This window comes from Leifsonia sp. 2TAF2 (assembly GCF_052115085.1).
In the GTDB taxonomy this organism is placed as follows: domain Bacteria; phylum Actinomycetota; class Actinomycetes; order Actinomycetales; family Microbacteriaceae; genus Leifsonia.
Genome location: NZ_JBFRFY010000001.1, coordinates 955,664 through 975,430 on the forward strand (window position 1 = coordinate 955,664; position 19,767 = coordinate 975,430).

Consider the following 19,767-nt stretch of genomic DNA (forward strand, 5'->3'; position numbering starts at 1 on the left):
GAAGGGGAGCGACGTCTTTCAAAGGAGAACGGATGCACGCCGACGCACCGCTGCGCGCGGACGACCTGCTGCCGGGCGACACCCCGCTGCGGCTCATCGACCAGGACGGGGCGGACGATCCCGCCGGTTCTGCGGCGATCGCCCCCGCCCGCATCCCCTCGCCGGAGCTCCTGCGCGAGGGCTACCGCCGGCTCGTTCTCGCCCGCCGGCTCAACGACCAGGCCGATGCGCTGGTGCGGCAGGGACGCCTCGCGGTGTACCCGTCGTCGCACGGCCAGGAGGCGTGCGAGGTCGCCGCCGCGATGGTGCTCGCCGACGAGGACTGGATGTTCCCCACCTACCGCGACACGGTCGCCGTGATCGAGCGCGGCGTCGACCCGTTCGAGGCGTTCGTGCTGCTGCGCGGCGACTGGCACAGCGGCTACGACCCGACGGAGCACCACGTCGCTCCGCAGTCCACACCGCTCGCCACCCAGCTGCTGCACGCGGTCGGCTTCGCCCATGCGGCGCGGATGCGCGGCGAGGACACCGTGGTGCTCGCGATGTGCGGCGACGGCGCCACCAGTGAGGGCGACTTCCACGAGGCGATGAACTTCGCCGCCGTCTTCCACCTGCCGGTCGTCTTCCTGGTGCAGAACAACGGCTTCGCGATCTCGGTGCCGCTGAGCCGGCAGACAGCCGCGCCGAGCTTGGCGCACAAGGGCGTCGGGTACGGGATGCGTGGCCGCCTCGTCGACGGCAACGACCTGGCCGCCCTGCTCGCGGTGCTGGGGGAGGCGGTCGAGGAGGCTCGTGAGGGTGGCGGCCCGACCCTCGTGGAGGCGGTCACCTACCGCGTCAAGTCGCACACCAACGCCGACGACGCCACCCGCTACCGCACGAAGGACGAGGTGGAGCCGTGGCTCGCGCGCGACCCGCTGCTCAGGATGCGTTCCTGGCTGACAGCGAAGGGCGCGCTCGACGAGGGCGACGACGCGGAGGCGCACGCGCACGCCGAGCGGGTCGCGGCCGACCTGCGGGCGGCGATCATGACGGATGCGGAGCCGCACCCCGAGGATCTGTTCGCCCACGTCTACGCGACGCCGACCCCGCAGCTGCGGGAGCAGGCGGAGCAACTGTCCGCCGAACTCGCGGCGGCGAACAGCAGCAGCACCGAGGGGGTCTCCCGATGACGCTCATGCACGATGCTCCGGCCGAGCGGCCGGGCGACGCGACCACCGCGCCGACAGCCACGCCCGCTCCTGCCACCCTGACGATGGCGCAGGCGCTCAACCGCGCCCTCGCCGACGCGCTCGCCGCCGACCCGTCCGTGCTGGTCTTCGGCGAGGACGTCGGCACTCTCGGCGGCGTCTTCCGCATCACCGACGGTCTGACCGCCCGGTTCGGCGAGGACCGCTGCTTCGACACTCCCCTCGCCGAAGCCGGGATCGTCGGCACCGCCGTCGGCATGGCCATGAACGGGATGCGCCCGGTCGTCGAGATGCAGTTCGACGCGTTCGCGTATCCCGCCTTCGAGCAGATCGTCGATCACGTCGCCAAGATGGGCAACCGCACGCGGGGCCGGATGCGCCTGCCGATGGTGATCCGCATCCCGTATGCAGGAGGGATCGGCGGGGTCGAGCACCACTCCGACTCGTCTGAGGCGTACTACGTGCACACGCCTGGACTGACCGTTGTGTCGCCGACCACGCCGCAGGACGCATACGGGCTGCTGCGTGCGGCGATCGCGCATCCCGACCCGGTCATCTTCCTCGAGCCGAAGAAGCTGTACTGGTCGACCGGCGAGGTGGATACGCACGCGCCGCTTCCCGAGATCGGGAGGGCGCGCGTGGCGCGGGAGGGCACGGATGCGACGCTGATCGCGTACGGTCCGTCGGTCCCGATCGCGCTCGCCGCCGCCGAGGCGGCCGCCGAAGACGGACGCAGCCTCGGCGTGATCGACCTGCGGTCGCTCGTGCCGTTCGACGACGAGACCGTGTGCGCTGCTGTCCGCGCGACCGGCCGTGCCGTGGTCATCGCCGAGGCCCCGGGCTTCGCGAGCATGGCGGCCGAGATCGCGGCGCGCGTCTCCGAGCGCTGCTTCCACCACCTCCTCGCCCCGGTCCGCCGGGTGACCGGCTTCGACACCCCGTTCGCGCCGCCGAAGCTGGAGCGGTATTACCTGCCCGACGTGGATCGTGTGCTGGATGCGGTGGATGCGCTGCAGTGGGAGGACGCGTGACCGCCCGCATCTTCACCCTCCCGGACCTCGGGGAGGGCCTCACCGACGCCGAACTGGTGCACTGGCTGGTGTCCGTCGGCGACACGGTGACCACCGACCAGCCGATCGCCGAGGTGGAGACCGCGAAGTCCGTGGTCGAGGTGCCGTCGCCGTATGCGGGCCGGGTGGCGGCGCTGCACGGCGACGAAGGGGAGACGATTCTGGTCGGGGCTCCGCTGATCGAGGTGGAGGAGGCGTCGAGCGGTTCCGGCCAGGTGCTGGTCGGCTACGGGACCACGACCCACGCCGGGCGTCGTGCTCGCGCATCCCGCGGCTCGGCACCCGCTGCGACGCGTACGCCGGCCGTTGCGACGGCTACCGCACCGTCCGCGGCGACGGCGCCCCGCGCATCCTCCCGCATCGTCCCGGTGGTCTCGCCGGTGGTCCGTTCGCTCGCGCGCAGCCACGGCATCGACCTCTCGACGCTGCGTCCCAGCCGCCCGGACGGCGTGGTGACCCGACGCGACGTGGAGGAAGCGTTCGCCGGTTCGCCGACGCCGTCGCCCTCGCCATCTCCCTCCCCGCAGCCCCGCGACACCGACCCGCGCACCGGGCTCGCCGTCGCTGCCACGACCCCCTTCTCGCGCCTCCGCCGCACGGTCGCCGAGACCATGACGCGCAGCCGGTCCGAGATCCCCGAGGCGACCGTGTGGGTGGATGTGGACGCCACCGACCTCTGGAACGGCCGCCGCCGCCTCGGCGCGACCGGACGCGCTCCGTCGTTCCTGTCGTTCGTCGCCCGGTTCGCCCTGGCGGCGCTGGCGCGGCATCCCGAACTCGCCGGTCGCGTCGGCGCCGACGGCCAGGGGCTCATCACGTTCGAGGGCGTGAACCTCGGCTTCGCGGCGAACACCGACCGCGGCCTGCTCGTCCCGGTCGTACGGCACGCCGAGGGGATGTCGGTCCGCGAGCTCGACGCGGAGCTCGACCGGCTGGCGCGCGCCGCGCGGGAGGGCACGCTCCCACCCGCGGAGCTTGCCGGCTCCACCTTCACGATCAACAACTACGGCAGCCTCGGCGTGGACGGCAGCGCGGCCATCATCAACCACCCGGAAGTCGCCATCCTCGGCCTCGGCCGCGCCATCGAACGGCCCTGGGTCGTGGACGGCGCGATCGTGCCCCGGCGCATCCTGCAGCTCTCGCTGGTGTTCGACCACCGGGTCACCGACGGGGGAGTCGCGGCGGGGTTCCTGCGTGAGGTCGCCGACGCCATCGAGTCGCCGCTCGGCGCCCTCGCCGACCTCCCTGGCGCTGTCGGGGGCCGAGCGTAGGGTGGCGGCATGAGCGACAAGAAGAACGACGACGACTACGACCTCAGCGTGGAGAAAGAGGTCGCGCCCGAGGAGAACATCGACTGGCTGCCCAAGCCGGAGCCGACCGACGGCGACGCGCCCGCGCCCTGATCGATCGGGCCCGGGCCTAGGCTTGACGGAGTGACTCCCCGATCCCTCCCGCTCTGGCTGGCCCTCGTCTTCGCGCTGCTGTGCGGCGCGCTCGTCGCGATCCAATCGCGGATCAACGGTGAACTGGGCGCCCGTCTCGGTGACGGCTTCACCGCCGCCGCGATCTCGTTCGGCTCGGGGCTCATCATCCTGACGGTCGGGCTCGCCGTGGCCCCGGCCGGCCGCCGCGGACTCGCGCGGGTACGCGAGGCGCTCCGCGGGCGGGGCCTTCGCTGGTGGTACGTCTGCGGCGGCGCTGCGGGCTCGTTCCTCGTGCTCTCGCAGGGGCTCACAGCGGCCGCGCTCGGCGTCGCCCTGTTCACGGTGGCCGTCGTCGCCGGTCAGACGATCAGCGGCCTCGTCCTCGACCGGGTGGGCCTCGGCCCGGGCGGCCGCCGCCCGCTGACCGCCGCTCGCCTCGTCGGCGCGCTGCTGGCCCTCGTCGCCGTCACGTGGGCGGTCTCGGCCCAGTTCGGCGGCAGTGCTCCGGTGTGGATGATGCTCTTGCCGTTCATCGCGGGCCTCGGCACGGGCTGGCAGCAGGCCGTCAACGGCCAGGTGAGGCTCGTGGCGAACAGCGCCCTCACGGCGACGTTCATCAACTTCGCCGTCGGGACGACCGTGCTGGTCGTGCTCATGCTCGGCCGCTGGGCGGTCGCGGGCCTTCCCGCGCAACTGCCCACCGAACCGTGGCTCTACGTCGGTGGCGCGCTGGGGTGCGTCTTCATCGGCGTCACGGCCCTGCTGGTGCGCATCACCGGCGTACTGCTCCTCGGCCTAGCGACAGTCGCCGGCCAGCTGGCGTCCGCCCTGATGCTCGACCTGCTCCTGCCGACGGCGGGTCACCCGCTCGCGTTCTCCACCATCGGCGGGACCCTCCTCGCCATCGTCGCGGTCGGCATCGCCAGCGTGCGGTGGGGCCACCGCGTCCGTCCGTCCTGAATACAGGACGGCGTCCCGGTCACTCCAGCGTCGTCAGGAACCGCTCGGGATCGAGCGCCTTCCGGTGTCCCTCTTTACTGTCGGCGGGGATGCCGCCCACATAAAGCCACCCGAGCAGCCGCTCGTTCTTAGCCAGGCCGTGCATCCGGTGCACCGCCTTCGAGCGCGTGTGATGACCCGTGCGCCACATCACACCCCAGCCGGCGTCGTGCAGCAGCAGGCTCAGGATGTGCGCAACGCCGGACGCGACGGCGTCCTGCTCCCAGCCGGGAACCTTCTCGCTCTTTGACCGCACCGAGACGATCGCCAGCAGAAGAGAGGAGCGCAGCGGCTTCGCCGCCAGCTTCTCGGCGTCCGATCCGCTCGCCTTCGCATCCGTCACGAACGCCTGCCCGAGCCGCATCCGCGCGTCGCCGCGCAGCTCGATGATGCGCCACGGATGCAGCGCGCTGTGGTCGGCGACCCGTCCGGCAGCTGCCACCAGCGGCAGGAGCTCCTCGTGGCTGGGCGCATCCGGGGTCACCCGGGAGAACGACCTCCGCGCGGCGACGCGATCGACGAGGTCGGCCGCCGGCCCGCCGTCGACCATCAGGCCTCCGGCGTGAAGTTGAGGGAGATCGAGTTCATGCAGTAACGGTCGCCGGTGGGCGTGCCGAAGCCGTCCGGGAAGACGTGACCCAGGTGGGAGCCGCAGGAGGCGCAGCGGACCTCGGTGCGCACCATGCCGAGGCTGGTGTCCTCGATGAGCTGGACCGCCTCCGGCCGCACGGACTCGTAGAAGCTCGGCCAGCCGCATCCCGAGTCGAACTTGGTGCCGGACTTGAACAGTTCCGCACCGCACGCCGCACAGGTGTAGAGGCCGGCGCGACCCTCGTCGAGCAGCTCGCCGGTCCACGGACGCTCGGTCGCGGCCTCGCGGAGAACCGCGTACTGCTCGGGGCTGAGCTCCTCGCGCCACTCGTTCTCGCTCTTCGCGACGGTGTAGCCGTCCTGGGCCGTGTCGTTCTGTGACATACCTCTCCCTTTCGTCGTCTCCAGACTAAACGGGCGTCGTCCCGCGTCTGTTCCCTGTTTCGTCCTGCGACGTGCCGCTGCGAAACGGCCAACACACAGCACCTGCGCCCTAGGATGATCCGCGAGCGCGGGGCTCGACCGGCATGCCGGCCGCTTGGCGTTCGCCACGAGGGAAGGCGGTGCGCGTGACCCGGTCAGCCGACGAACGGCCCACCGCCGAGCAGGACCACTCGGGGGCGGACGCGCTGAGCGATCGGGATGCCTCGATCCTCGCGTTCGAACGCCAGTGGTGGCGGCACGCCGGAGCGAAGGAGCAGGCCATCCGCGAGGAGTTCGGTCTCTCCGCGGCTCGGTACTATCAATTGCTCGGCGCGCTCATCGACCGTCCCGCCGCACTCCGCCACGACCCCATGCTCGTCAAGAGGCTGTTGCGGCTGCGCGAAGCGCGGCTGGCCGCACGACACGCACGGACCCTCCCGTCCGGCGACTGACCCCCAAGGACCACACCCCCTGATGGCAGAGAAGTTCCCCCGCGACCGGTTCGACGAGATCCCGGACGACCTGAAGCGCGTCGGCGCACACCGGGCCCCCCGTCCCCGCGGCAGGGCCTGGATCGCGGTCGGCTGGGCGGCGCTCGCGACCGTGGTCCTCGTGGGCGCCGGTATCTTCGGCCTGTCCGTGATCAACGGCAACCTCTCGTTCCACGGGCCGTCCTCCTCGGCGAGCCGTACGCCGACACCGACCCCCACACCGACGCCGACGATCGTCCCGACCGTGAACCCCGCGCTCAACGTGAACGTGCTGAACGGCACGGCGACGGAGGGCCTGGCGCAGACCGTCGGCGACAAGTTGACCGCCGCCGGCTGGAAGGTCGCGGCGCTCGCGAACGCCGACCGCACCGACCTCGCGACGACCATCGTCTACTACGGCGACCCGGCCAACCAGGCGGCGGCGCTGGGGGTCGTGCAGTCGCTTCCCGGGGCCACCATTCAGCAGAGCACCGCGTTCGACGACACCGGTGCCGATATCACGGTCGTCGTCGGTGCGAACTACCAGGGCTGACCGGGAGCTCCGCGGCGCACATCCGGCTTTGTTTCAGCCGTGTTTAAGTTTCGCTTCATTTCGTAATCGATTCAGAAAAACACTGGTATCCGGGGCCATTGCAAGCATTAGGATCGGGAGTCAACGTGCGGCGATGGATCGCGCGAGCGACACAGCAATGGGAGTAATGCATGGCGAACGGGACCGTGAAGTGGTTCAACGCTGAGAAGGGCTACGGCTTCATCACCGTCGAGGGTGGGGGACAGGACGTTTTCGTTCATTACTCCGCGATTGACATGGCGGGATACAAGGTTCTCGAAGAGGGCCAGCAGGTCGTGTTCGAGGTCGGCTCCGGGCAAAAGGGCCCGCAGGCCGAGTCGGTACGGCTGGCCTGAGCAACAGCGATACATCGAGTGCGCGAGCGCCGTCCCCGTCGGGGGCGGCGCTTCGCCGTTCCCCACCGCGCGCCTTGCACTCCACCACGTCGAGTGCCAGAATCGCTTTAGCACTCCATCTGATCGAGTGCTAATAAACGGAATCTTTCGCAGACGTCCGGGAGGGACGAGAAACACATGGCAAAGATCATTGCTTTCAACGAGGACGCGCGTCGCGGCCTCGAGCGCGGCCTGAACACCCTGGCCGACACGGTCAAGGTGACGCTGGGCCCGCGCGGTCGTAACGTCGTGCTCGAGAAGAAGTGGGGCGCCCCGACCATCACCAACGACGGCGTCTCCATCGCGAAGGAGATCGAGCTCGACGACCCGTACGAGAAGATCGGCGCGGAGCTCGTCAAGGAGGTCGCCAAGAAGACCGACGACGTCGCAGGTGACGGCACCACCACCGCGACCGTCCTCGCTCAGGCCCTCGTCAAGGAAGGCCTTCGCAACGTCGCCGCCGGCGCCGACCCGATCACGCTGAAGCGCGGCATCGAGAAGGCCGTCGCGGCAGTCACCGCCGAGCTCGTCGCCTCCGCCAAGGAGGTCGAGACCAAGGAAGAGATCGCGGCAACCGCATCCATCTCCGCCGGCGACACCACCATCGGCGAGATCATCGCCGAGGCGATCGACAAGGTCGGCAAGGAGGGCGTCGTCACCGTCGAGGAGTCGAACACCTTCGGCACCGAGCTCGAGCTGACCGAGGGCATGCGCTTCGACAAGGGCTTCCTGTCGCAGTACTTCGTCACCGACCAGGACCGCCAGGAGGCGGTGTTCGAGGACCCGTACATCCTCATCGCCAACCAGAAGATCAGCAACATCAAGGACCTCCTGCCGATCGTCGACAAGGTGATCCAGGCCGGCAAGCCGCTCCTGATCATCGCTGAGGACGTCGACGGCGAGGCCCTGGCGACCCTGATCGTCAACAAGATCCGCGGCATCTTCAAGTCCGTCGCCGTCAAGGCTCCGGGCTTCGGCGACCGCCGCAAGGCCATGCTGCAGGACATCGCGATCCTCACCGGCGGCCAGGTCATCTCCGAGGAGGTCGGTCTCAAGCTCGAGAACGTCACCCTCGACCTGCTCGGCCAGGCCCGCAAGGTCGTCATCACCAAGGACGAGACCACGATCGTCGAGGGCACCGGTGACTCCGAGGCCATCGCCGGCCGCGTGCAGCAGATCCGCAACGAGATCGAGTCGACCGACTCGGACTACGACCGCGAGAAGCTGCAGGAGCGCCTCGCCAAGCTCGCCGGTGGCGTCGCCGTCATCAAGGCGGGCGCGGCAACCGAGGTCGAGCTCAAGGAGCGCAAGCACCGCATCGAGGACGCCGTCCGCAACGCGAAGGCCGCCGTCGAGGAGGGCATCGTCGCCGGTGGTGGCGTGGCCCTCATCCAGGCCGGCAAGACCGCGTTCGAGAAGCTGGAGCTGACCGGTGACGAGGCCACTGGCGCCAACATCGTCAAGGTCGCCATCGAGGCTCCGCTGAAGCAGATCGCGATCAACGCGGGCCTCGAGGCCGGCGTCGTCGTCGAGAAGGTCCGCAACCTGCCTGTCGGCCACGGCCTCAACGCCGCGACCGGTGAGTACGTCGACATGCTGGCCGCCGGCATCAACGACCCGGTGAAGGTCACCCGCTCCGCGCTGCAGAACGCCGCGTCGATCGCCGGACTGTTCCTCACCACCGAGGCCGTCGTCGCCGACAAGCCCGAGAAGAACCCGGCGCCCGTGGGCGACCCGGGTGCGGGCATGGACTTCTAAGTCCGAACCACGTCAAGAGGGCGTCTCCCGTTCGGGAGGCGCCCTCTTCGCGTCTGCGGTGGCGGCGGCCAGCGCCTCCTCCTCGTGCTCCGCCTCCGCCTCTCGAAGCATCTAGTGGTCCCAACACGCCGTCTCGCCCCTGTCCATACGGCGTGTTGCGACCACTCGATCGCACTCGGTGGTGTGGTAACGTTCCCACACCACGAAGCGCGACGGAGAGCGAGGGTCCAATGAGGGTGTACCTGGTCGGAGCGGGAGTCATCGCCCGCACGCACGTGGAGGCTGCCGCGAAGCTCGACGGACCGATCGAGTTCCGCGTCGCCGACGTGAGCCCCGCCATGCTGGCCGCCTTCGGCGAGGCGTACCCCGACATCCCGCGCTACCCTGACGCCGCCTCGATGCTGGCGGAGCCCGCCCGCGAAGACGACATCGTCATCGTCGCCACCCCACCGTTCGCGCACCTGGAGCCGACCCTGCAGGCGTTCGCGTCCGGCCGCCATGTCCTCTGCGAGAAGCCGCTCGCCATGTCCACCGACGAGGCCGAGCGGATGCTCGACGCGGCCGAGGCGGCCGGTCGCCTGCTGGGGTGCTGCAGCGTCCGCTTCCGCGGCCTGCCGCACACCGAGACCGTGAAGCGCGTCCTGAATTCAGGAGTGCTCGGCGAGCTCACCCACCTCAGCTGGGTCAACAAGTGGGCGCGCAGCCGCTCGGGCATCGAGTACCAGCCGGCGAGCCGCTGGTTCCTGGACCGGTCGAAGAGCGGAGGCGGCGTGCTGATGGACTGGGGGCCCTACGACCTCGCGACCCTCACCGACCTCTTCGCGCCAGACCAGATCTCGGTCACCGCCGCGACCACGTCGCGTCCGGTGACCAGCGCCGACCCGTCCGACACCGTCTTCGATGTCGAGACCGCCGCGGCGGCATCCCTCGTGCTGCACCGGGCTGCGGGCGACCTGCTGGTCGATTTCCAGCGCGCCTCGGGCACCCACGGCGAGGAGATCTTCCGCGCCGAGCTCGAGGGCACCCGGGGATCGGTCCGCTGGGCTCCCTTCGACTCCGAGGCCGACGTCATCCTGCGCACCGACGAGGGCGACGGCCCCGTCGAGCGGGTCGCCGACCCGGAGCCGCGAGCGCCCTTCACGATCTTCGACTACCCGCTGAAGCACTTCGTGGACGCGGTCCGCGGACGGCCCAGCCGGGCGCTGCTGGGACGGGAGGCGGTGGATGCGTTCCGCACCGTGCGCGCGCTCTACGAGGTCGCTGCGACCGGCGAACCCGCCAGCATCCCGTTCGGCGACCAGACCACGCGGACCGTCGCGTGATCCGCGGCGTCACCACCGCCCTGTACGGCTGGATGGAGCGCTTCGCCCACGACGGCGTCGAGTGGGACTGGGATGCGCTCTACGGCGCCTGCGCCGAGTCCGGCGTGGACGCGGTGGAGACCGACCCCGAGCCGCACAAGGTCGCGGTCGCCCGGCGGCTCGGACTCGCCGTCTCGTCGTCGTACATCGGGCTGCCGCTGCATCTGCCGTGGGAGGAGCTCGACACCGATCGCACCGTCCTGCCTATCGCCGAGCGTCTGGCTGCGGCGGGAGGCACCGACCTCATCCTGAACGCCGACCAGGCCGACTGGGACCATCCCGTCGCCAAGACCAGCGACGGCGCACGCCGCCAGGGCGAGAACCTTTCCCGGGTCGCGCACCTCGCTGCCCCGCTGGGCCTGCGGGTCTCGCTGCACAATCACGCCCACACGTTCGACGAGGCGCAGCTCGACCTCGACTCGGTGCTGCAGTACGCCGACGCGTCCGTCGGGCTGTGCGTCGACACGGGATGGGCGTGGTTCGCCGGCCACGACCCGCTCGGCTGGCTGCGCGAGCATCCCGAGCGAGTGTTCGCCTTCCACTTCCGCAACATGCGGGGCAGTGTCCCCACCGAGGACCTCGGCGAGGGCGACCTCGACATCCAAGCGATCGTGCGCGCGGCGGTGGACTCCGGCTACGACGGCTGGCTGGGCCTCGAACTGTGGCATCCCGTGGAGATGACCCCCGCGCGCTCCATGGTCGAGGACGTGCGCCGCTCAGCGACCCTCCTGCGCGAGGCCGCTACGGCGTGAGCGGCTTGGGCGCGGCCGGCGAGTCCGCCAGCGGCAGCGAGACGCGGAACGTCGCTCCGCCGCCCTCCGTGTCGACGACGTCGACGGTGCCGTTGTGCGCCGCGACGATGGACGACACGATCGCGAGCCCCAGCCCGCTGCCGCCGGTCTCGCGGGCACGGGACGTGTCCGCACGCCAGAACCGCTGGAAGATCTTCTCGCGGATCTGCGGCGGGATGCCCTCGCCGTGGTCCCGCACCTCGATGATGGCTCGCTGGGTGCGGTGGTCGAGCTGCACGGCGATCTCGATGGGCGTGCCTTCCGGCGTGTACCGCAGAGCGTTCCCGACGAGGTTGGTGACGACCTGGCGGAGCTTGTTCTCCTCCGCGAGCACGATCGCGGGTTCCGTCGGCGCCGGCTGCGCCAGCACGATCTTCTCGCCGGTGGCGATGGGCAGCGGGTCGCTCGTGGCGCGACGGCCGCGCCCGCGGCGCAGGCGCGCCAGGGCGCTCCCCGCGAACGAGATCGGTCCCGTCGTGTTCGCCGCCCGCGCGGCAGAGTCCGGCACCGTCATCGGGACGGTGTCGAGTCCAGGCTCCTCGTCGTCCTCGAACTCGGGCACGACGGGCGTCGGGAGGAGGACGCTGACCACGCGCCCGGGGGAGCCGGCCATCGCATCCATCGCCGCATCCTGCGCGATCTTCACGAGGTCGACACGCCGAACGTCGAGCGGCTTCGTCTCGTCGAGGCGGGCGAGCTCGAGCAGGTCCTCCACGAGGATGCCCATCCGGATCGCCTCCTTCTCGATGCGGTCCATCGCCTGCGTGACGTCCTCCGGGGTCTGCAGTGCGCCCATCCGGTAGAGCTCGGCGTAACCGCGCAGCGACACCAGCGGCGTCCGGAGTTCGTGGGAGGCGTCGCCGACGAAGCGGCGCATCTGGTCGATCGTGCGCGCGCGGTCGCTGAAGGCGCGGTCGATGCGGTTCAGCATCGTGTTGAGGGAGCGGTTGAGGCGCCCGACCTCGGTATTGGGCGTCGCGCCGCCCAGACGTTGGCTGAAGTCGCCGTCGGCGATGGCGGCGGCGGTCTGCTCCACTTCGCGCAGCGGCGAGAACGTGGTGGTGACGAGCATCCGCGTGAGTCCGGCGCCCACGATGATGACGATCACGCCGAAGCCGAGGAAGATCGCGAGGAAGCTCGCCATCACGGTGTCGATCTGGGAGGTCGTGGTCGCGACGAGCGCTGTGGCGAGCTCGCCGGTGCCCTCGAACGTCTGCGTCGTCGTCAGAGCCCGATAAGTGGTGCGGCCGTCGTTGCTGTGCAGCGTGAACCCGCCGGCGGGCATCGCCTTGGCCTCGGACAGGGTCAGGCTCTTCGGGATGTCAGGCCGGTGCGCGTAGGGGATGTTCTTCCAGTTCGTCGTCACCAGCTTGCCGTTGCTGTCGTACAGCGCGGCGAAGTAGTCCGACGGGCTGGCGTCGGTGGCGATCTGGTCCTGGTCTGCGGTCGACTTGAACAGGTAGGTGTTCAGATACGAGGCGCCGGAGGCGGCCGAGAGCTGCGCATCCAGCTGGTCGAGCAGCACCGGCTTGAGCATCGACATCGTGCCGATGCCCGTGACGAGCAGGCCGAGGGTCAGCATGAGCACGGTCACGCCCGTGATCTTCGTGCGCAGGGAGATCGCGTTCCAGCGGTCGAGCAGGCGTGAGTGCATCAGGCCGTCAGTCTATGCAGGGGATGCTGTGCCGGGGATGTGCGCGACGTGTGGGCCCCGTCGCGCACCGCCCGGCCCGGCATCTCAGGCCTTGGCGGCCTTCAGCATGTACCCGAACCCGCGCTTGGTCTGGATGAGCGGCTCACTGGAGTGCGCATCCACCTTGCGGCGGAGGTAGGAGATGTAGGACTCGACGATGCCGGCGTCGCCGTTGAAGTCGTACTCCCACACGTGGTCGAGGATCTGCGCCTTCGACAGCACGCGGTTGGGGTTGAGCATGAGGTAGCGAAGCAGCTTGAACTCGGTCGGGCTCAGCTCGATCGGAGTGTCTCCGACGAACACCTCGTGGGTGTCCTGGTCCATGGTCAGCTCGCCGGCGCGGATGACCGCGTCTTCGTCGGCCTGCATCGTGCGGCGCAGGATGGCCTTGATGCGGGCGACGATCTCGTCGAGGCTGAACGGCTTGGTGACGTAGTCGTCGCCGCCGACCGTGAGGCCGGTGATCTTGTCCTCCGTGTCGTCCTTCGCCGTGAGGAAGAGGATCGGGGCCGTGTAGCCCGCACCGCGGAGGCGCTTGGTAACGCCGAACCCGTTCATGTCGGGCAGCATGACGTCGAGGATGATCAGGTCGGGCTCCTCTTCGAGGACCGCGGAGATCGCCTGAGCCCCGTTGCCGACCGCGCGCACGGCGAACCCGGCGAAGCGGAGGCTGGTGGTGAGGAGATCGCGGATGTTCGGCTCGTCGTCGACGATGAGAATGCGGGGTCCTGCGTTCATGAAGACAGTATCTGCGCGTCGGCTGGGTCTTACCTGTGAGCCGTCGGTGTGTGGTGAGTGCGCAGGTCTGGCGCCGTCCGTGTGAAGAGTGGATGCTGAAGTCATGTCGAATCCCACCGTCGTCATCGCAGGCGCCGGCCTCGCCGGAGCGACCGCCGCGACCGAGTTGCGCGAGCACGGTTTCGAGGGCCGCATCCTGCTGCTCGGCGCCGAGGAGCACCACCCGTACATCCGCCCGCCGCTGTCCAAGGAGTACCTGAAGGGCGAGGGCGGGATCGAGCAGGCCGACGTGCATCCCGCCGCCTGGTACACGGACAATGCGGTCGAATTCGTGCCAGGCGTCGAGGCTGGGTCGTTCGAACCGGGAGCGCACGAGCTGTTCGTCTCGGACGCCGGCCGGATCACCTACGACAGCCTGGTGCTCGCCACCGGAGCGACCGCGCGTCCCCTCGGTGTTCCCGGCAGCGGCCACGGCGCCGTGTTCACGCTGCGCACGCGCGAGGACTCGGCGTGGCTGCGCGCGGCCATCGAGGTCGGCGGCCGGAGGGTGGTCGTCGTCGGCTCCGGCTGGATCGGCCTGGAGGTTGCTGCGGCGGCCCGCGGCTACGGCAACGACGTGACCGTGATCGGGCACTCGGCCGTGCCGCTCAGCGGGGCGATCGGGCGCGAGCTCGGCGGCGTGTTCGAGCGGCTGCACCGCGACAACGGTGTGGACTTCCGCAACGGCGCCGGCGTCGTCGGCGTGGACGGCGGCGAGGAGCAGGCGGTCGTGCTCACGACGGGGGAGCGCATCCCGGCCGACGTGGTGATCGCCGGTGTCGGCGCGGTGCCCAACACGCAGGTCGCCGAACGGTCCGGCCTGCGCGTCGCCGACGGCGTCCTCACCGACAAGGGGATGCGGACCAGCATCGACGACGTGTACGCCGTGGGCGACGTCGCCAACCCGTTCCTTCCGGCGATCGGCCGTCACCTGCGCAGCGAGCACTGGGCGAACGCGATCACGACAGGCAAGGTGGCCGCCCACGCGATCCTCGGGGAGCGCGCGTCGTACGACGACATCCCGTACTTCTACACCGACCAATACGATCTGGGGATGGAGTACTCGGGCTACGCGCCGCTCGCCGCGGGCGCACAGGTGGTGTACCGCGGCGACACCGAGTCGCGCGAGTTCATCGCGTTCTGGCTGCGGAACGACCGCGTCGTCGCCGGCATGAATGTGAACGTGTGGGACGTGCAGGATGACATCCAGCGCCTCATCCGCTCGGGCGACCGGGTGGATGCGCAGCGTCTCGCCGACGAGAGCGTCGACCTTGCCGCCCTCTGACGTGCGCCCCGCGGTGCCCTACCTGCCGCCGCTGCGCATCCCCGTCCGGCGGATCGGTGCACGCACCTTCGACTTCTCGCGGCAGGTGGCCGTCATGGCGGTGGTGAACCGCACTCCGGACTCCTTCTTCGACCAGGGCCGGACGTACGCTTTCGACCGCGCAGTCGACGCCTGCTTCGAGGCCGTCGCGCTGGGCGCCGACTGGGTCGACATCGGCGGAGCGCCGTTCGCGCCGGGCGAGCCGGTGCCGGTCGAGGAGGAGGTGGAGCGCGTCGTCCCGGTCGTCGAGGCGCTGCGCGCCGGGTCGGACGTGGTGATCTCGGTCGACACCTTCCACTCCGCTGTGGCACGCGAGGCGATCGCCGCCGGCGCGACCGTGATCAACGACACGACCGGGCTCCGCGACCCGGACCTCGCGCCGGTCGTCGCCGACAGCGAGGCGACGCTCGTCATCACCCACAGCCTGGCCGAGCCGCGCCGCCCCTTCCCGCGTCCGCACTACGACGACGTCGTCGCGGAGGTGTCCGCGTTCCTGCTCGACCGGGTGGAGCGCGCGATGGCTGCAGGCGTCCCCGAGGAGCGCATCATCGTCGACCCGGGCCACGATCTCAACAAGAACACCCTCCATTCGCTCGAGCTGACGCGCCGGTTCGCCGAGATCGCCGATCTCGGGTTCCCCGCGCTCGCCGCCGTCTCCAACAAGGACTTCATCGGGGAGACGCTCGACGCGCCGCGGGCGGAGCGGCTGGAGGGCTCGCTCGCGGCCGCCGTCATCAGCATCGTCAACGGCGCCAGGATCGTGCGGATGCACGACGTGCGCGCCTCGGTCGCCGCAGTCCGGATGACCGAGGCGGTGCTGGGGTTGCGCGAACCCGCCTACCTCCGCCACAACATGGGAGACGTGAATGACTGAATCGGCCATCCACCGGCTATCGCCGCTGCCGTCGCAGACCGAGCTCAGCGACGACGACATCACCGCGCTGTACCAGGAGGGGGCGGGCGAGCCGTGGCTGCGCGTCAACTTCGTCAGCAGCGTGGATGGTGCCGCCACGCATCAGGGACTCTCCGGCGGCCTCTCCAGCGATGTGGACAGCCGCGTGTTCGAGCTGCTCCGCCGCCTCTGCGACGTGGTGCTGGTCGGCGCGGGCACCGTGCGTGCCGAAGGCTACGGCGCGATGCGGGTCGCCCCGGCGTCTGCCCGCGTGCGGAGCGTGGCCGGGATGACGGCGCATCCCGTGTTCGCCATCGTCTCGGCCGGACTCGACCTCGACCCGCGCAGCTCCATCTTCGCGGAGGCGCCCGAGCGGCCGATCGTGCTGACCACCGAGCTGTCGCGTCCGGAGGCGCGAAAGGCGCTGTCCGAGGTCGCCGACGTGGTCGTGTGCGGACGCGAGCGGGTGCAGGCCGAGCGCGGGCTCGCGGTGCTGCATGAGCGCGGGCTGACGCGCATCCACTGTGAAGGGGGTCCGCACCTGTTCGCCGACCTGATCGCCGCCCGTGCCGTCGACGAGCTGTGCTTGACCATCAGCCCGCGGCTGGAGGGCGGGACGTCGTCGCGGATCGCCACCGGGGCGGCTCCGATCGTTCCGCAGGGGCTGCGGCTGGCGCACACGCTGACGGGAGACGACACGCTGCTGCTCCGGTATGTCCGGAAGTGATGTGAGCGAACTGCGTCCGCAGATCGACGCGGGGCTGGTCCGTCGGCTGGTGGATGCGCAGTTCCCGCAGTGGAGCGGGTTGCCGATCCGGACGGTGCAGCACGACGGGTGGGACAACCGCACGTTCCGGCTCGGCGACGAGCTGAGCGTCCGGCTCCCGAGCGCAGCGGGGTACCGGGAGCAGGTGGCGAAGGAGCAGCGCTGGCTGCCACGCCTCGCGCCGCTGCTGCCGCTGCCCATCCCGGAGCCGGTGGCAGAGGGTGCGCCGACCGCGGAGTATCCGCTGCCCTGGTCGGTGTACCGGTGGCTGCCGGGGCGGCCGGTGGTGCTGCTGGGCGATGTGTCCCAGGACGCCGTGCTCGCCTCGGCGATCGGGCGATTCCTGGTGGCGCTGCGGTCGATCCCGGCGGAGGACGGCCCGGGACTGGGCACGCACAACTTCTTCCGTGGCGCCCCGCCGGAGGTCTACGGCGAGGAGGCGCTCGCCGCGTTCGCGCTGCTCGGCTCCGACGCGGACCGCGCCCGCGGACTCTGGCACGAGGCGACGGCGTCGCGCTGGGAGGGGCCGCCGGTCTGGTTCCACGGGGATGTGGCGCCCGGCAACCTGCTCACCACCGACGGCCGGCTGTCGGCGGTGATCGACTTCGGCACCTCGGGCGTGGGCGACCCCGCGTGCGACCTGGTGCCCGCGTGGACGATGTTCGAGGGCGCCGCCCGCGACGCGTTCCGCGAGACCGTCGGCCTCGACGAGGCGACCTGGTCGCGAGCGCGCGGCTGGGCCCTGTGGAAGGCCGCGATCACCGTGCGCGACCGCCCCGACGACGCCGAGTCGCGCGCGACGCTGGCCCGCCTCCTCGCCTGACGCTCTCCCTCTCCCTCGCACGCACTCTTCCCGCGCCTCCGCAGCAGCACATTCGTGCCGAATGTCGCCTTCCACGCTGCGAAAAGCAACATTCGTGCCGAATCCCGCTCGGTGGTGACGGCGAGATTCGTGCCGAATGTCGCCTTTGGCGGTACCAAAAGCGACATTCGTGCCGAATGTGCCGTCGGCGAGGCGAGGCGAGGTGAGGAGGGGGGACGAGACGGCTCAGGCCGCCTGCAGGGCGTGCGCGTCGAGGATCGTGTACGAGTAGCCCTGCTCGGCGAGGAAGCGCTGCCGGTTCTGCGCGAAGTCCTGGTCCACCGTGTCGCGCGCGACCAGCGTGTAGAAGTTGGCCGACAGCCCCGACTCCTTCGGCCGCAGCAGGCGGCCCAGTCGCTGCGCCTCCTCCTGCCGGCTGCCGTACGACCCGGACACCTGGATGGCGACGGTCGCCTCCGGCAGGTCGACCGAGAAGTTCGCCACCTTGCTGACCACCAGCACCTTGGTGCGGCCGTCGCGGAACTCCTGGAACAGCCGCTCGCGCTCATCCACCGGCGTCGCACCGGTCAGCTTGGGCGCGTCGAGCGCCTCCGCGAGCTCGTCGATCTGGTCGAGGTACTGCCCGATGATCAGGATGCGCTCGCCCTCGTGCCGATCGACGAGCTGCCGCACGATGTCGAGTTTGGCGGGCGCGGTGGCGGCCAGGCGGTAGCGCTCGTCGTCGGGGGCGGCGGCGTAGCTGAGCCGCTCCGACGGCGGCAGGTCGATGCGCACCTCGTAGCAGGCGGCGGGCGAGATGAAGCCCTGGGCCTCGATCTCCTTCCACGGGGCGTCGAAGCGTTTCGGCCCGATCAGGCTGAACACGTCGCCCTCGCGGCCGTCCTCGCGCACCAGCGTCGCGGTGAGCCCGAGGCGACGGCGGGCCTGCAACTCGGCCGTCAGCTTGAACACGGGCGCGGGGAGCAGGTGGACCTCGTCATAGACGACGAGGCCCCAGTCGAGCGCGTCGAGCAGCGCGAGGTGGGCGTACTCGCCTTTCCGCTTGGCGGTGAGGATCTGGTAGGTCGCGATGGTGACCGGCTTGACCTCCTTCACCTGGCCGGAGTACTCGCCGATCTCCTCCGCCGTCAGCGTGGTCCGTCGCAGCAGCTCGTCGCGCCACTGCCGCGCTGACACCGTGTTGGTGACGAGGATGAGTGTCGTGGTCTTCGCCGTCGCCATCGCCCCGGCGCCGACGAGGGTCTTGCCCGCGCCGCAGGGGAGCACGACGACGCCAGAGCCGCCGTCGAAGAAGTTGCTGACGGCCTTGCGCTGGTAGTCGCGTAGCGCCCAGCCGTCCTCCTTCAGCCCGATCTCGTGGGGAGTTCCGGGGGTGTAGCCGGCGAGGTCCTCGGCCGGCCAGCCGAGCTTGACCAGTTCCTGCTTGAGCTGCCCGCGTGCCCACGCCTCCACGACGAACGTCGTGTCGTCGCGCCGCTGCAGCAGCAGCGGGGCGATCCGCTTGGCGCTCGCGACCTCGGTGAGCACGGCCAGGTCGGCGGACCGGAGCAGCAGCGTCCCCTCGTCGTCGCGTTCGATCACGAGCCGGCCGTAGCGGGCCACGGTCTCGGAGACGTCGACGGTGACGGTCTGCGGGATGGGGAACTTCGAGTAGCGCTCCAGCGTCCCGAGCATGTCGTCGGCGGTGTGCCCGGCGGCTCGCGCGTTCCACAGCCCCAGCCGGGTGATGCGGTAGGTGTGGATGTGCTCGGGCGCCCGCTCCAGCTCGGCGAAGACGGCGAGGTCATGCCGCGCATCCTCGGCGTCCGGGTGCGCGACTTCGAGCAGCACGGTGCGGTCGCTCTGGACGATCAGGGGGCCATCAGACATAGCTCATCAGCCTACGCCCCCGCGCGGCATGCCTCCTGTGGGTGGGCGGAGCGCGCCCTTGCACCCTTACGGCATCGCCGACGCCCCGCATTCCGGGCAGACGACCGCGTCGTGTGCAGCGCGCTCGAAGAGCGGGTGGTTCCGGGCTTCGGCCGCCAGCCATGCTGCGTCCGATCCGGCCGCTTCACCGAGGAGCGCGCGATCGGTGACCAGCCGGATGCGCGACGCCAGCCACGACCGCACCGGCTCGCGAACCTCCGCACGGCCGAGCAGCAGCACCATCCGGGCCATGCCATGACGCGAACCGGTGGCCAGGTCGATCCGGTCGAGCAACTGGTCGATCGTCACGGCCGTCACGAGCGCCGGCTGCGTCGAGTCGGGCGCGTCGTCGGGCAGGACGGATGCGACGAGGAGTTCGTCCAGCTCGTTGTACCCCCACGTGCTCCGACGGGCGAAGCCGGGAACCTCGAGAAGATACCTGGCCACGACATCCCCGTTCCGTCCGCTGAGAACAACCTAGGGGGAGGGTTCGGCACCGGACCAGAGCACGAACGCACGACTTCTCAGGCTCGCGGCGGCG

The 19,767-nt window shown here is 70.4% G+C and carries 21 protein-coding genes; 15 read left to right on the forward strand and 6 right to left on the reverse strand.

The genetic code is table 11. The features are described 5' to 3' along the window. Window positions 1–32 precede the first annotated feature (32 nt). Genes pdhA through AB4Z18_RS04660 form a run of 5 tightly spaced genes read left to right on the forward strand, consistent with a single transcriptional unit; the run spans window position 33 to window position 4,644 of the window. Entirely contained in the window at window positions 33–1,172 is a 1,140-nt protein-coding gene (gene pdhA, locus AB4Z18_RS04640) for a pyruvate dehydrogenase (acetyl-transferring) E1 component subunit alpha (RefSeq protein ID WP_441781524.1), read from the forward strand. Next, window positions 1,169–2,221, forward strand: coding sequence for an alpha-ketoacid dehydrogenase subunit beta (locus tag AB4Z18_RS04645; RefSeq protein WP_441781525.1), 1,053 nt, complete (start codon window positions 1,169–1,171; stop codon window positions 2,219–2,221). The genes pdhA and AB4Z18_RS04645 overlap by 4 nt, the downstream gene beginning before the upstream one ends. After that, window positions 2,218–3,531 carry a dihydrolipoamide acetyltransferase family protein gene (locus AB4Z18_RS04650; RefSeq protein WP_441781526.1) on the forward strand — a complete coding sequence of 438 codons (1,314 nt, stop codon included), beginning with the start codon at window positions 2,218–2,220 and terminating at the stop codon, window positions 3,529–3,531. Before AB4Z18_RS04645 ends, AB4Z18_RS04650 begins: the two co-directional genes overlap by 4 nt. 9 nt (window positions 3,532–3,540) lie before the next feature. Beyond that, window positions 3,541–3,663, forward strand: coding sequence for a hypothetical protein (locus tag AB4Z18_RS04655; RefSeq protein ID WP_441781527.1), 123 nt, complete (start codon window positions 3,541–3,543; stop codon window positions 3,661–3,663). 30 nt (window positions 3,664–3,693) lie between these two features. Then, window positions 3,694–4,644, forward strand: a complete 951-nt coding sequence (locus AB4Z18_RS04660; RefSeq protein WP_441781528.1) for a DMT family transporter — start codon at window positions 3,694–3,696, stop codon at window positions 4,642–4,644. Window positions 4,645–4,663: 19 nt separating this feature from the next. Here the strand turns inward: AB4Z18_RS04660 and AB4Z18_RS04665 are convergent, their stop codons facing one another. Next, the gene (locus tag AB4Z18_RS04665; protein WP_441781529.1) at window positions 4,664–5,233 is read right to left on the reverse strand and encodes a nitroreductase family protein; all 570 of its coding nucleotides are present in this window, start codon (window positions 5,231–5,233) and stop codon (window positions 4,664–4,666) included. Further along, window positions 5,233–5,658: a peptide-methionine (R)-S-oxide reductase MsrB gene (gene msrB / locus AB4Z18_RS04670; protein ID WP_441781530.1), complete on the reverse strand. Its 426-nt coding sequence runs from the start codon at window positions 5,656–5,658 to the stop codon at window positions 5,233–5,235. The genes AB4Z18_RS04665 and msrB overlap by 1 nt, the downstream gene beginning before the upstream one ends. Window positions 5,659–5,837: 179 nt before the next feature. Here msrB and AB4Z18_RS04675 point away from each other — a divergent pair, with 179 nt between their 5' ends. The 6 genes from AB4Z18_RS04675 to AB4Z18_RS04700 all read left to right on the forward strand — a co-directional run bounded on the left by AB4Z18_RS04675 (window position 5,838) and on the right by AB4Z18_RS04700 (window position 11,004). Continuing rightward, the gene (locus tag AB4Z18_RS04675) at window positions 5,838–6,149 is read left to right on the forward strand and encodes a DUF3263 domain-containing protein (protein WP_441781531.1); all 312 of its coding nucleotides are present in this window, start codon (window positions 5,838–5,840) and stop codon (window positions 6,147–6,149) included. 22 nt (window positions 6,150–6,171) lie between these two features. Continuing rightward, complete coding sequence (locus AB4Z18_RS04680; protein ID WP_441781532.1) at window positions 6,172–6,720, forward strand: LytR C-terminal domain-containing protein; 549 nt, start codon at window positions 6,172–6,174, stop codon at window positions 6,718–6,720. Window positions 6,721–6,890: 170 nt separating this feature from the next. Beyond that, window positions 6,891–7,094, forward strand: a complete 204-nt coding sequence (locus AB4Z18_RS04685) for a cold-shock protein (protein ID WP_115695343.1) — start codon at window positions 6,891–6,893, stop codon at window positions 7,092–7,094. 177 nt (window positions 7,095–7,271) lie between these two features. Continuing rightward, on the forward strand, window positions 7,272–8,891 hold the full coding sequence (gene groL / locus AB4Z18_RS04690) for a chaperonin GroEL (protein WP_441781533.1): 1,620 nt from the start codon (window positions 7,272–7,274) through the stop codon (window positions 8,889–8,891). Window positions 8,892–9,121: 230 nt separating this feature from the next. Further along, window positions 9,122–10,213, forward strand: a complete 1,092-nt coding sequence (locus AB4Z18_RS04695) for a Gfo/Idh/MocA family protein (RefSeq protein ID WP_441781534.1) — start codon at window positions 9,122–9,124, stop codon at window positions 10,211–10,213. Beyond that, window positions 10,210–11,004 carry a sugar phosphate isomerase/epimerase family protein gene (locus tag AB4Z18_RS04700; protein ID WP_441781535.1) on the forward strand — a complete coding sequence of 265 codons (795 nt, stop codon included), beginning with the start codon at window positions 10,210–10,212 and terminating at the stop codon, window positions 11,002–11,004. Before AB4Z18_RS04695 ends, AB4Z18_RS04700 begins: the two co-directional genes overlap by 4 nt. Here AB4Z18_RS04700 and AB4Z18_RS04705 read toward each other — a convergent pair. After that, window positions 10,994–12,697 carry an ATP-binding protein gene (locus AB4Z18_RS04705; RefSeq protein WP_441781536.1) on the reverse strand — a complete coding sequence of 568 codons (1,704 nt, stop codon included), beginning with the start codon at window positions 12,695–12,697 and terminating at the stop codon, window positions 10,994–10,996. The genes AB4Z18_RS04700 and AB4Z18_RS04705 overlap by 11 nt on opposite strands. Before the next feature lie 84 nt (window positions 12,698–12,781). Then, window positions 12,782–13,474: a response regulator transcription factor gene (locus tag AB4Z18_RS04710; RefSeq protein WP_018191755.1), complete on the reverse strand. Its 693-nt coding sequence runs from the start codon at window positions 13,472–13,474 to the stop codon at window positions 12,782–12,784. A gap of 103 nt (window positions 13,475–13,577) precedes the next feature. Here AB4Z18_RS04710 and AB4Z18_RS04715 point away from each other — a divergent pair, with 103 nt between their 5' ends. Genes AB4Z18_RS04715 through AB4Z18_RS04730 form a run of 4 tightly spaced genes read left to right on the forward strand, consistent with a single transcriptional unit; the run spans window position 13,578 to window position 17,318 of the window. Then, entirely contained in the window at window positions 13,578–14,798 is a 1,221-nt protein-coding gene (locus tag AB4Z18_RS04715; RefSeq protein WP_441781537.1) for an NAD(P)/FAD-dependent oxidoreductase, read from the forward strand. Next, window positions 14,752–15,711, forward strand: a complete 960-nt coding sequence (gene folP / locus AB4Z18_RS04720; protein ID WP_441781538.1) for a dihydropteroate synthase — start codon at window positions 14,752–14,754, stop codon at window positions 15,709–15,711. The genes AB4Z18_RS04715 and folP overlap by 47 nt, the downstream gene beginning before the upstream one ends. Then, window positions 15,704–16,456: a pyrimidine reductase family protein gene (locus tag AB4Z18_RS04725; protein WP_441781539.1), complete on the forward strand. Its 753-nt coding sequence runs from the start codon at window positions 15,704–15,706 to the stop codon at window positions 16,454–16,456. Before folP ends, AB4Z18_RS04725 begins: the two co-directional genes overlap by 8 nt. A 1-nt stretch (window position 16,457) precedes the next feature. Continuing rightward, window positions 16,458–17,318, forward strand: coding sequence for an aminoglycoside phosphotransferase family protein (locus AB4Z18_RS04730; protein ID WP_441781540.1), 861 nt, complete (start codon window positions 16,458–16,460; stop codon window positions 17,316–17,318). Between the two features lie 225 nt (window positions 17,319–17,543). On the opposite strand, the gene AB4Z18_RS04735 is transcribed toward AB4Z18_RS04730, so the two are convergent. Continuing rightward, the gene (locus AB4Z18_RS04735) at window positions 17,544–19,187 is read right to left on the reverse strand and encodes a DNA repair helicase XPB (protein WP_441781541.1); all 1,644 of its coding nucleotides are present in this window, start codon (window positions 19,185–19,187) and stop codon (window positions 17,544–17,546) included. Between the two features lie 66 nt (window positions 19,188–19,253). Continuing rightward, window positions 19,254–19,673 carry a hypothetical protein gene (locus AB4Z18_RS04740; RefSeq protein ID WP_441781542.1) on the reverse strand — a complete coding sequence of 140 codons (420 nt, stop codon included), beginning with the start codon at window positions 19,671–19,673 and terminating at the stop codon, window positions 19,254–19,256. Window positions 19,674–19,767: the final 94 nt, after the last annotated feature.